The sequence below is a fragment of the Bacillus sp. 22475 genome (assembly GCF_052044835.1).
GTDB classification, from domain to species: domain Bacteria; phylum Bacillota; class Bacilli; order Bacillales; family Bacillaceae_G; genus Bacillus_A; species Bacillus_A cereus.
Genome location: NZ_JBQENW010000001.1, coordinates 231829 through 244449, shown reverse-complemented (window position 1 = coordinate 244449; position 12621 = coordinate 231829). Strand labels below are relative to the sequence as shown.

Here is a 12621-nt window from a genome sequence, read left to right as displayed (position 1 = left end):
GTTTGTCCATCACAAATTTAGCTTAAATTTCATTTCAATATATAGTAACGACTATTTATTCTATGAAAGAAAGGAATGAAAAGATGAACAACAAAAATAAAGGGAAAGTATTTTATGGTAATGATTGTTGCGAAGTAAGAGCTTGTAGTTATATCAACATCTCTAAGTCCGAACTTAAAGAATTTGTTAGACTTCTTCAAGCTCTCGGCCAAGTTATTCAAGCTGTCTTTCAAAACCATTCCCAAGTTAATATCAATAACTTAATTGATGTCCTAAATAACCTACAAAAATTCCTCAATTGCTTAGATTTGTCTCCTGCACAAAAACAAATCGGAAATTCTATTATTGCTAACCTATTAACTATTTTAAAAACAAAACCTTTCTCATGCGGAGCATTATACGTTGAACTACAAAGCCTGCTTAATTATTTATTGTATATCGCTAAGTTATTCAAAATCGATTGCTGTGCTATCGATAAACTCGTTAAGCTCATTTCAGAAATTCAAGCTATCTTAGTTCAATATGGATCTGGTTGCCTAGGTGGAGGTGCTACTGGTGCAACAGGGGCTACGGGGGCTACTGGACCTCAAGGGCCAGCGGGCGCTCAAGGACCTCAAGGTGCTCAGGGACCAGCGGGGGCTCAAGGTGCTACTGGGCCTCAAGGTGCGCAAGGTATTCAAGGTCCAGCAGGCGCTACTGGCGCTACCGGTGCTCAAGGTGCGCAAGGTCCAGCGGGCGCTACTGGTGCTCAAGGCGCTCAAGGTCCAGCAGGCGCTACTGGTGCGCAAGGTGCGCAAGGCGTTCAAGGTCCAGCAGGTGCTACTGGCGCAACAGGACCAGCGGGTACTCCAATTCCTGTAACTACAGCTGTCTTAGGTAACACAAATGCACAAACAGTATCACCAGGAAGCAATATACAATTCAATGAAACATTCGAATTAACAAACCTCTCCTTTAACGGGTCTGATACTCTAACTGTTTTAGAAACTGGCGTATACGATATTAACTTCTCCGCATCTACAACCTTCCCAGGCTCTTCACCATTTGGTTTTGGTCTTTCATTTAACGGCCAACCACCTAGTCGTAATTTTTCAACTAACGTTATCGGTAGTGCGGTTTCTTTCTCAACGATTATTACTTTAACAGCTGGTACAACAATCTCTGTACAACCTACAGCAAATACTATCTCTATTCCAAACACAGGTGAAACAACTGCAGTACTAACTGTCTTCCGAATTTACTAATTTTCGCCAAATAATCATATTTATAGTGATATGTTTAATTGACTGTGTATTAAATCTCTCTTTATATAAAAAGGAGCACTTATTTGGGAGGATAAGTGCTCCTTCTTTACGTTTCTTTACCTCAAATTTACTCTATCTTAATCCTCATTTTGTATGATAAATAATGAAGTCAAAGATATGAAAGAGGGATGAAAAATGAGAGTTATGTCACTGATACGCATTTGGATTGCTCTTATGGTATGCATTATTTTATGTGTAGGATTTTTTTTAACTCTAAAATACTCCACTATTTCAAACGCAGAGAGAAAAACAGTTCCATACAAACTTTTGTATACGAAACAAAACGACATCCCTTATTCCAATTCCACAAATAATGAAAAAAAAGTTATAAAAGGAATGCTTATTACGAAAGCTTCTAATTACGAAACTCTACTTCAAATTGCTGAAACGATTAAAGATCAGTATACAAATAAAGGAATTGATGAAATCACGCTGTCTATCCATAATGAAAATAATGGTAGTTATGAAGAAGAATTACCTTACGAACCGATTAGTAAAGGAACAATAATCGTCACATACGATTCTCAATCCTTTGGCAGTACGAACATTACTCTTAATGAATAGTAGCATTTATCTCACTCATTATGAGCTCACTTTATTTTTCACACGAGAAAGAGGCGAATAATGAAATTCGCCTCTTTTTTTACCATAATGATGGAATCCACTCTTTCACTTTATCAAACCACTCTTGCTGTTCTTTTTTCCTTTGTTGCTCTTCTTCTTGCCTTTTCTTTTCTTCTTCTTTTCTTCGCTTTTCTTCTTCAATTGTTTGCAATTGTTTTTTATAGTCCGCCTCAGATATTAACGACAATTGGAACGCTTTTTGGGCTGGGTTTGCATTTGCTTTTTTCATGATATCCCGGAACATCGTCGTTGTAATTTGGCTACCACCCGGAACATAATGCTCGCTATCTGTTTTGTCATATCCTACCCAAATCGCACCTACTAAATCTGGTGTGTATCCTACAAACCACGAGTCCTTTGCCCCTACGCTCGGGCCATTTACAAGTTGAGTCGTCCCTGTCTTTCCTGCTGTATCAACATTATTAACTTTCGCTTTTCCACCTGTTCCCTTTTCTACAACACCTTTTAATAAATACGTCATCTTTTGAGAGATTTTCTCACTCGTCACTCGTGTCTCTTTCTTATACCATTTCCCTATTATTTCCCCTTCAGCATTTTGAACTTCTCTAATTGCATGAGCCTCTACTTGAACCCCATCATTAGCAAATGTACTATATGCTTGGGCCATTACAAATGGTGATGTCCCTACATGCATCCCACCTAAAGCAATTGGATACGTACGGTCTTCTGGTACTAATGGAATACCAAATCGCTCTAAAGATTTCAATCCTTTATCTAATCCTATTTGTTCTAATAGCCACACAGCAGAAACATTATACGATTTTGCTACCGCTTCATACATTGTCACATTACCATGAAAAGCCTGATCACTATTTTTAGGTTCATATTCTTTAATATGAAATGGTTCATCCTTTAATATATCGTATACCTCATACCCTTGTTCTAAAGCGGGTACATATACAGCTAGAGGCTTTAATGTTGAACCTGGCTGTCTTTTTAATTGCGTAGCATGATTAAATTGTAAAAACTGATATGGTCCTCTCCCCCCAACTAAAGCTGGAACACCGCCTGTTTTGGGATTTATAAGGACTACACCCGTTTGCATAAGTTGATCTGAGCCACTATCTTTGAAATAACTATCATTATTCACAACATCTTCTACAGCTTGTTGTTTTTTCGGATCCAGCTCAGTATAAATACGATAACCACCTGCTAAAATTTCATTTTGTGTTAATTCATACTTATCCATCGCTTCCCTAACTATATAGTCCACATATTGGGAGTATTTACCTTTATATTTATCATCAACCCCACGTTTTAATACAAGTCCTGACTCTTTTTCTTTATTGTATTGCTCTTCAGAAATATATCCTTGTTCCTTCATTAAACTTAATACGACATTACGTCGTTCAATTGATTTATTAAAGTTTTTATAAGGCGAATACGCAGACGGCGCTTTAATTAAGCCCGCGATCGTTGCAGCTTCTGAAATTGATAAATCTTTTACCTCTTTATCAAAATAAGATTTAGCTGCCCTCTTTATCCCCCAAGCACCTTCCCCAAAATAAATTTGATTCATATACATTTCAATAATTTCATCTTTTGTATAAGTACGTTCTATTTTTTTCGTTAAAAAGTATTCCTTTATTTTACGAGAAAATGTACGATCTTGTGTCAGAAATACATTCTTCGCAAGCTGCTGTGTAATTGTACTTCCCCCTGCTACAACTTCTCCTGCTGTAATATTTTTAAAAACCGCACTTATAATTCCACTATAATAAATACCATGATGGTTAAAAAATTCCTTATCTTCTACTGCAACAATTGCCTGAACCATAATATCAGGAATATCTTTTCTTTTAACGCCTTCTGTTTTCGAAGAAGCTAATTTAGTTGCGACCTCATTATTTGCATCATAAATTAAAGTCGGTTGTGGAACAGCTTGTTTTAATTCAGATATGTCTTGAATGGAAATTATTATATTTACAGCAATAAATAGAGTAACGAGTACACTTCCCAATACAATTAATAAATTACGAAGTTTCTTCCTCTTATTGAACCACTCAAGCATTTTTTTAAAATGAGTGTTCTTCAATTTCATTCGTTCACTTCCTTCATTTATTTACACTCTTCTTTTTAAAAGGAAGAATATACCGCCTTTTAAATTTATTATAATAACGTAGTCATTCCTATAGTGTAAAGCTTTTCTTTTACATTCATACTTTTTGCAAGAAAAGGACATTCTACAAGTAAGATATTCACTATTGGATATTAATATTATTAATAGAACAACGAGAGTTATGTTAAGTTTTTGTAAACTTTTCGATAAAATGTTTTAAAAAACGACAGTTTTTTGTTAGAATTGATTAGCCAATATATTTTACATATATTACTTTTGTGGGGGTAACAATAATGGTCTTTAAATCAAAAAAAGATAAATTTTCTGAAATGTTAATGAATGTTTCCGAAAATTTAAAAGAAGGCGCGCAATTTTTCGTGGAGTATAAAATTAAAAATGCTAGCGATTTAAAAGAGTTTTCTATGCGCATGAAAGAATATGAGTCAAAAGGTGACTCATTTATTCACGAAATCATTATGGAGTTAAACAAAGCGTTTATCACTCCGATTGAGCGTGAGGACATCCTACAACTTGCAATGAGTATGGATGATGTATTAGACGGATTAGATCACAGTGCTGGTCTATTCGAAATGTATTCTATTACAGAAGCTGATGAATACATGATTAAATTCGTAGAAGCAATTAATCAATGTGCGATTGAGATTGCAAACTCTGTTGAATTAATGTCTAACAAAAAATTAGTCGACATTCGTACAAATGCGATTAAGATTAAGGATTATGAATCACAGTGTGATGATATTCGCCGTCATGCGATTAAGCACTTATTCTCTCGTGAAAAAGATCCGATTAAGATTATTCAATTTAAAGAGATTTACGAAGAGCTTGAAGAAGTAGCTGATAGCTGTCAAAGCGTTGCAAACGTATTAGAAACAATTATTATGAAGAACGCGTAAGGAGTTTGATCATGGATACACTCTTGATACTGACCGTTTTAGTAGTCATTTGCGCTTTAGCTTTTGACTTTATCAATGGATTTCACGATACAGCAAACGCTATTGCAACGGCTGTTTCAACGAAAGCTCTAAAGCCTAGACATGCAATTATTATGGCAGCTATTATGAACTTTTTAGGTGCAATGACATTTACAGGTGTAGCAAAAACGATTACAAAAGATATCGTTGACCCATTTGCTTTACAAAATGGTTCTCTTGTAATTTTAGCTGCTTTACTTGCGGCGATAGCATGGAACTTAATTACTTGGTACTACGGTATCCCAAGTAGTTCTTCGCATGCAATTATTGGCTCAATCGCAGGTGCAGCCATTGCTGCTGCTGGTATTAGCTCATTAAACCTTAAAGGATTCATTAAAATTCTTGAAGCTTTAATCATTTCACCAATTATCGCTTTCGTTATTGGTTATATCGTATACAGTATTTTTAAAGTGGTCTTTAAAAACTTTAACTTAACGAAAACGAACAAAAACTTCCGTATATTCCAGATTTTCACTGCAGCATTACAAGCCTATACACACGGTACGAATGATGCACAAAAAGCAATGGGAATCATTACGATGGCTCTTATGGCTAATAACTATCATACTTCTAGCGATATTCCGTTCTGGGTACAATTATCTTGTGCTATCGCAATGGGGCTTGGTACTTCTGTCGGTGGTTGGAAAATTATTAAAACTGTCGGTGGACAAATTATGAAAATTCGTCCTGTAAATGGTGTAGCTGCCGATTTATCATCATCACTTGTTATTTTCGGTGCGACATTCATTCACTTACCGGTTAGTACGACGCACGTTATCTCTTCTTCTATTTTAGGGGTTGGTGCTTCTCACCGTGTGAAAGGGGTAAAATGGGGAACTGCAAAACGTATGTTAATTACATGGGTTATTACACTTCCTATTTCAGCTTCTTTAGCTGCTCTATTTTACTACCTATTAGATTTTGTTTTCTAATCAAAAGTCGTCTTCCTTATTTTTCTAGGAAGACGACTTTTTTGTGAACAAGCCTATTTCTCATTAAAAAGCGTGTATAATAATTGGTGGATAAGTTATTTAGAGGAGTTGGCAATTTTGGAATACATCATGTTACTTTTCATCGGACTAATCGCCGGGACAGTCGGCAGCCTAGTTGGGCTTGGAGGCGGAATTATTATTGTTCCGTTATTAATTGGATTACACAGTTTATCACCACAACTTGCAGTAGGGACTTCTATGGTAACAGTCGTTTTTACAGGGCTATCTTCCACCCTTACTTATATGAAGCATAAACGAGTAGATTATAAAAGTGGACTTATTTTATTTATCGGAAGCGGCCCTGGTGGTATTATCGGATCATGGGCAAATAAATTTTTAAACCAAGACACATTTTCTTTATACTTTGGGGTTTTCCTTATATTCGTCTCAATTCTACTTATGCTTCGAGACAAATTAAAACCTCTTTCCCTCTCAAATACGTCTGTAATTAAGCGTTCTTTTACAGATAATGATGGAAATACTGTACACTACCAATTCCCACCGTTTCTTGCTATCTTTATTGCCTTTATAGTTGGGTTTATATCTGGGTTATTTGGAATTGGTGGCGGTGCCTTACTTGTTCCAGCAATGATGCTTCTTTTTGCATTCCCAGCACATATTGCAGTAGCAACTTCAATGTTCATCGTATTTCTATCAGCAATTGTAAGTTCTGCAACTCACATCTCACTTGGAAATGTCAGCTGGATTTATGCATTAATCCTTATTCCTGGTGCATGGATCGGCGGAAAAATCGGGGCTTACATTAATACAAAACTAAGTGGTAACGCCGTAATTAATTTATTACGTATTACGTTAATTATTCTTGGAACTAGATTAATCATTATTTCCCTTTTATAACGTATTCTTTTTAGAATGCGTTTTTCTTATACACATGAATATAAAAATCCTCCGAGGAGAACAAATAAAATTAAACAAACACATAATAACATATAATTTGAAATATGTACTTTCTTCAAGTTGACCACTCCTATAACTGCGACTGTTATCTTTATGATAGCGAAAAAATAGTTCACTTGCAGTTACAGAGTGCTAACAATGCAAAATCAATTATTACAAATTTTATCCTTATATTTCATTTCTTTGTATATTCTATCGATTTAATAAAAAAAGATGTCATATTGACATCTTTTTTAGTGAAGAAGTGACCATCCCATAAAGTCTTCATGTACTTGGCACGCCCTCTTATCATTTCGATCATATAATTCAGCATAACTATCTGTTTCTTCATCATAAGCCATCGTATAAATAATTTGGCCGTCTACTTCAACGGATAAAACGACTCCACCTTTCATCTCTTCTACATGAATGATAGCATTCGCCGGAATTCTCATATCCGTCATTCTCATCGCATCTAACAATATACTAAACCCCCTACAGCGTATTCATTGCTAGTACTATTACACACTAAATAGTATACTACTGTAATAGCATACATTTCGTCAATGAAATTGCTGTTGAAATAGCATATTGTCTATATACATATACGCTAAAATAGAAGAAATAGAAACATATTAATGGGGGGCTAACATTGATTCTACACAAAGGAGATGTACTATTCCGTCAAGGCGAGGACGGTCCTTTATACTTTATAAAAACAGGCTTATTAAAAGTAGTTCGGTTAGAAGAAGACGGAACACCATTTTTATTCAACATTATCGTTCCAGGTGAAACGATACCTCATCATTCTTTAATTTCACCGAAAGAATATCACGGTACAGCTATCGCTTTAATAAAAACAGAAGTGGAACCAATTACTAGTAGTGAATGGTATGAGAGACTTCAAGCAAATCCTGAATCATATGCCAACATCGCTATGCAATTGCAATCGAAATTAAGAATGATGCAACAACGAATTGATCAATTGACAACCGTCTCACCAAAAGAACGTCTTCATCGTTTACAAGAATGGTTCACATTATATTTAGGTGACATTCCTATATATGAAATATTAACACAAACTGAAATTGGTCAACTGATAGGCATACGCCGTGAAACAGTTAACCGTTTATTACGAGAACAAATAAAAAACGAGGTAAAATAAATACCTCGTTTTTTTGTTTATTCTCATCCGTCTTATTGTAAGCTTGTTGCTGGGCCGAAAAATTCATAATGAATATGCTCTTGTTTCACACCTAAATCAGTTAGTGCAGCATTTATATGCTTCATAAATGCTACTGGACCACAGAAATAAAATTCTGCTTCAGTTGTCGGAATAATAGTTTTTAACCATTCGCTTTCAACGAAACCTTCTTTATCAAAGTTCTTCATTTCTAAATCTTTTTCAGTCGGTGCAGAATAACAAGTATATGCTTTAACTTGTTCATATTCATTTTCTACTGCCTTAACGTGTTCTTTCATTGCATGTGTATTACTATTTATTGCTGCATGAACAAAATATACATTACGTTTTGAATCTTGTTCAATTAACGTATTTAACATACTCATCATCGGTGTAATCCCTACTCCACCACTAATTAGTACAACTGGTAATGTTGAATCCATATTTAACACGAAATCTCCCGCTGGTGCACTTACTGGTAAAACATCTCCTTCTTTTACATGTTCATGTAAGTAATTAGACACTTTACCGTCTGGTGTATCTACACCTTTTTCTTTCTTTACACTAATACGATAATATTCTTTCCCAGGTGCATCAGATAAACTGTATTGACGATTATGTGTATATGTCTCACCTTCAATATTGATTTGAACCGTTACATATTGACCTGGGATGAATGAAGAAACTTTCCCTCCATCTTCAGGTTTCAAATAAAATGACGTAATAACATCGCTTTCCTTCACTTTTTTAACAATCACAAAGTTGCGGAAGTCTTTCCATCCACCTTCTTTATGTGCAGCTTCTTCATACATCTCTGCTTCAATGCTAATAAATGCATCAGCAATGACACCATATGCTTCTCCCCATGCATTTAAAACTTCATCAGGTGCACCTGCGACTTCTTTAATGGCACGTAGTAAACATGTACCTACAATCGGATAATGCTCAGCTTTAATACCTAAACTTCTATGCTTATGACCAATTTGTTTTACAACTGGAATAATTGCTTCTAAATTATCAATGTACGTTGCAGCTGCATAAACAGCATTCGCTAACGCTTGTTGTTGTCTTCCCTTTTTCTGATTCGTATGGTTAAAAATATTCAATAACTCCGGATGTTCTGAAAATAAAATTTGATAAAATCTCGTTGTAATTTCAACGCCTTTTTCTTGTAATAATGGTACTGTTGACTTTACGATTTCAATTGTTTTTGCACTTAACATTGTATCCCACTCCTCTATTTCCTTAACTGTTTTTAGTTTAACTGAATCTTATAATGCAGATTGTGATTTTAATCACTATTAACACGTTGTTTTTGTGAATAATATATGAACATTGCATTTACAAAAGAAAATAAGCTAACTAGAATTCTAGCTAGCTTATTATTTTGTTTGTATAGCTTGTTCAATTATCTTTCTATCTTTCCCATCACCAAACTCCGTATACCCCCAGATATTCGTTTCACCTCTATATTTATTTAAGATAATATCCAAGTCATGATATACACGGTGGGCATACACTACATACTCAATATTTTGAAGTTCCACACCTTTTTTTACAATTTCATAGCTTCTATTTACATCGTGTTTTATTTTTTCATTCTTTATTTCGGTATGTATATTTTTTAAAGATGGTTCTTGTTGTTGAAACCATTGCTTAAATTGCTTCCAATCCCCGTCTGTATAATTCTCTGCTTTACCGTAATTTAAGAAATTATTATAGCTTTCATGTGTCATTCGAATAAAATCTAGCACTTTTGTCTCTTCTTGCACGTCTTCTACTTGAGCTATTGTATTTACCTCAGCAGGCTTATTCGCATAATGTAACAACACTTTCATAAGACTATAACTCGCAATGATCATTACGATAATAATTCCGAATACACTTAACAATTTCTTCATATACAGAACTCCTTCTCTACTAAAGATATTACAATGTATGACTATACTTGTAACATTCTCTCGTAGAAATATAATCCCTGTATTAATTCTTCCTATCATTTCGACAATATTTTTCTACACATTTCGTCTTGGCAAATGCTCCTGTAAAACAATATAACCTTCATAAGCTGTATAACCAAGTATAGCTATTAATCCGATATAACAAGCAAATACTGTCCATTTCGTTTTTGTATCCACTTTATAATAGTTTTCTTGTTGTTCCTTTTCTGTTTTCCATTCATTTAATTTTTTTTCTGACGCTTCAAATGCTTCTCTTATGTGAATAGTATACTCATCTTTTTCATCTTCATATGGAACATAATCTAACGGTTCAAACTTCGGTAAAAGATACTCTAACACTTCCATTTTTTGAAGTTCACCTATTTGTAACTCTTTTTCCCGTTCTCTTTGTCTTAATGCATTCATCTCATGATGCATCATGTATATAGTCCGATGTACAGCTCGAGTTTCTTTTAATTCCTCTTCAAGCCTAGCAACATATTCTTTCATTCCATCAATTTTATGCCCTAATTCCTTAATCGGCTCATCTCTCTTTATCACTCTGTATAATTCCATACAACCGATAATAACAATAAATCCTCCCAAAATACTTTTAAAGTAAATTGAATAGCCAAGTAATAAAATAAGGCCTGCTCCCCAAATTTTAGTACTGACAACTGAAATAATTCGCCCACCATCTAGCGGCGAAACAGGAATTAAATTAAAGAAATTAATCATACTTCCAAGCAAAATAACAAGCGCCCAAAACGGCTCTTGCGTCATTATATAAAGTGGAATCGCTGGTAAAAATGACAGAAGCCCGAAAAGCGGCCCCATATAGGCGATGTAAGCTTCATCTTTCGCATTTTTCGGCATCTCTTTCATTCCAATAAGGGCCCCCATAAACGGAATAAAGATTGCTGGCGATGTTGGGATTCCCTTTCTTTTCGCAGCCCATAAATGGCCCATTTCATGAACAAACAACAAATAAATAAGCGCCACTCCAAATTTCCAACCATATAGAACTGCGTATGCGCCAAGCGATAGAAACATACTAAATACCGTTGAAAACTTTGCTAATTTAAAAATTGCAAATACCCACTTTAACTTAGACAGTAAAAATAATCCTATTGCAACAATAATTCCCCATAATCCTTTTTTATTATTTTTCATTTTCCTCTCCTTTAACTCCCTTTAACGAGTCATAAAAACCCACTAAAAATTATTCTTTCTTCTATTATGACATATTTTTTTCTATTGTTAGAAATAATGTTTATTTAATCCATTTTTAGCCAAAAATATAAATAAAGGAGGTGCATACGAATGAATTTACAATCTCTCATAATAGGTGTTTTATCATTTTTAGCTTCAACTCTTATTTTTTATACAGTGAGCTATGTATTATTATTAGATTGGTTGCCAAATCACTTACTTATCACTCTTATCATTCTTTCCGCTCTTATGATTTCATTTCTTATTACACGAAAATCAATAAATGAGCCATCTGCAAAAGCAAAATAATAGAGAGGGGGTTCTTCTCCCCTCTCTATTATCATTTCCTAGGAAAGGCTATATAGAATTTACAATTCAGTTACAGCCAATAAGACTCTTACCTCAAAATTCAATTGGAACAACGAAGTTAAGTGGGAATCAACGAGAAATGAGTATCCCCCACTAATTAAAATCTCACTTTATCTTTGTAAATTCATTTTTTCACCATACTCTTTAACGATTTGAATTATATTTTGAAACACACCTATTTTTTCTTTTTCACTGTTTAATATTTTCAAATTATAATTTTCGTAATATGTTTCTAATGATTTTAATTGTGATTCTGAAGCACCTTTTATCGGAACAGTAGCATGCAATTCATATTGCTTATACCCTTCCTTTACTTTTTCACCTAAAATCATTTCACTCTCTTTTGCTCCAATTAATTTTTGAACTTTTTCTGGGAAAGTAAGTTGCAAATAATATTCTTGTTCCTTCACTAACTTGTTGTATAGTGATTGTGAAATCGTATACCGTACCATATAATTCACGTTTTGATCGCCTGCTTTAATATGAAACGCGGTAATCTGCAAATCTTTTTTTGTTACTTCCGTTAAAGGACCTACCTGCACCTCATCTTCTTTTTGTTCTGAAACATTTGGAAATATAGCCAAAAGCTTTTCCGTATCTTTTTCATTCAGCATATACATAGCTTTCTTATATTGCACCCATCCTCGTCTATCTTCTCCCCTTAACCATGCATAATAAGTTTCTTTTTTCCCATCTCTACTAATTTGTATTTCATATTCAGGTTCACCGAAGCTTCCGGTTATTTCTTGTTTCTCAGCTTTATCCAAAATGTCTATTACTAACTTCGCTTCTGATTCCTGCAACTTTTTCTCTTTATGTTTTTTTTGTATAACGATTACCCCTATTGTTTCTTTCACTTCATTCACCGTCTCCTCTACTTGTTTTGGTTCTTGTTTTGGTTCTTGTTTTGGTTCTGTTTGACCACAAGATACGAGTAGCATAACAAATAACAATAATACATATTTCCCTTTCAAATGAATCCTCCTTTTGCAATAAGAAATCCTTATAATCTTCATACATAAAACAAA

Annotated in this window: 13 protein-coding genes; 7 read left to right on the top strand and 6 right to left on the bottom strand. The window is 34.4% G+C overall.

The genetic code is table 11. The annotated features are described in order from the left end of the window. Nucleotides 1–83: 83 nt before the first annotated feature. Nucleotides 84–1244, top strand: coding sequence for a Gly-Xaa-Xaa repeat protein (locus ACTJJY_RS01335; RefSeq protein WP_440604837.1), 1161 nt, complete (start codon nt 84–86; stop codon nt 1242–1244). 195 nt (nt 1245–1439) lie between these two features. Beyond that, nucleotides 1440–1868 (top strand): hypothetical protein, encoded by a 429-nt coding sequence (locus tag ACTJJY_RS01330; RefSeq protein ID WP_440604836.1) that lies wholly within the window; start codon nt 1440–1442, stop codon nt 1866–1868. Nucleotides 1869–1947: 79 nt separating this feature from the next. On the opposite strand, the gene ACTJJY_RS01325 is transcribed toward ACTJJY_RS01330, so the two are convergent. Next, entirely contained in the window at nt 1948–3990 is a 2043-nt protein-coding gene (locus tag ACTJJY_RS01325) for a transglycosylase domain-containing protein (RefSeq protein ID WP_440604835.1), read from the bottom strand. Between the two features lie 311 nt (nt 3991–4301). Here ACTJJY_RS01325 and ACTJJY_RS01320 point away from each other — a divergent pair, with 311 nt between their 5' ends. From ACTJJY_RS01320 to ACTJJY_RS01310, 3 genes are all read left to right on the top strand, one after another. Continuing rightward, complete coding sequence (locus ACTJJY_RS01320) at nt 4302–4922, top strand: DUF47 domain-containing protein (protein WP_000231447.1); 621 nt, start codon at nt 4302–4304, stop codon at nt 4920–4922. A gap of 11 nt (nt 4923–4933) precedes the next feature. Beyond that, nucleotides 4934–5932 carry an anion permease gene (locus ACTJJY_RS01315; protein WP_440604834.1) on the top strand — a complete coding sequence of 333 codons (999 nt, stop codon included), beginning with the start codon at nt 4934–4936 and terminating at the stop codon, nt 5930–5932. A 117-nt stretch (nt 5933–6049) separates the two neighbouring features. After that, nucleotides 6050–6850 carry a sulfite exporter TauE/SafE family protein gene (locus tag ACTJJY_RS01310; RefSeq protein ID WP_053564902.1) on the top strand — a complete coding sequence of 267 codons (801 nt, stop codon included), beginning with the start codon at nt 6050–6052 and terminating at the stop codon, nt 6848–6850. Between the two features lie 293 nt (nt 6851–7143). Here ACTJJY_RS01310 and ACTJJY_RS01305 read toward each other — a convergent pair whose 3' ends face one another. Beyond that, complete coding sequence (locus ACTJJY_RS01305) at nt 7144–7371, bottom strand: hypothetical protein (protein ID WP_000883009.1); 228 nt, start codon at nt 7369–7371, stop codon at nt 7144–7146. Between the two features lie 170 nt (nt 7372–7541). On the opposite strand from ACTJJY_RS01305, the gene ACTJJY_RS01300 reads away from it, so the two are divergent. Then, nucleotides 7542–8054, top strand: a complete 513-nt coding sequence (locus ACTJJY_RS01300; protein WP_000600585.1) for a Crp/Fnr family transcriptional regulator — start codon at nt 7542–7544, stop codon at nt 8052–8054. A 32-nt stretch (nt 8055–8086) separates the two neighbouring features. Here ACTJJY_RS01300 and hmpA read toward each other — a convergent pair whose 3' ends face one another. From hmpA to ACTJJY_RS01285, 3 genes are all read right to left on the bottom strand, one after another. Further along, a complete protein-coding gene (gene hmpA, locus ACTJJY_RS01295; protein WP_000947339.1) occupies nt 8087–9295 on the bottom strand; it encodes an NO-inducible flavohemoprotein in 1209 nt (402 codons plus the stop codon). A 159-nt stretch (nt 9296–9454) separates the two neighbouring features. After that, entirely contained in the window at nt 9455–9973 is a 519-nt protein-coding gene (locus ACTJJY_RS01290; protein ID WP_440604833.1) for a hypothetical protein, read from the bottom strand. A 114-nt stretch (nt 9974–10087) separates the two neighbouring features. After that, nucleotides 10088–11185, bottom strand: a complete 1098-nt coding sequence (locus tag ACTJJY_RS01285; RefSeq protein WP_440604832.1) for a site-2 protease family protein — start codon at nt 11183–11185, stop codon at nt 10088–10090. Nucleotides 11186–11335: 150 nt separating this feature from the next. Between ACTJJY_RS01285 and ACTJJY_RS01280 the strand changes: the two genes are divergently transcribed. Then, the gene (locus ACTJJY_RS01280) at nt 11336–11533 is read left to right on the top strand and encodes a hypothetical protein (RefSeq protein ID WP_098613031.1); all 198 of its coding nucleotides are present in this window, start codon (nt 11336–11338) and stop codon (nt 11531–11533) included. 170 nt (nt 11534–11703) lie between these two features. On the opposite strand, the gene ACTJJY_RS01275 is transcribed toward ACTJJY_RS01280, so the two are convergent. Then, a complete protein-coding gene (locus ACTJJY_RS01275) occupies nt 11704–12567 on the bottom strand; it encodes a hypothetical protein (RefSeq protein ID WP_440604831.1) in 864 nt (287 codons plus the stop codon). Between the last annotated feature and the right edge of the window lie 54 nt (nt 12568–12621).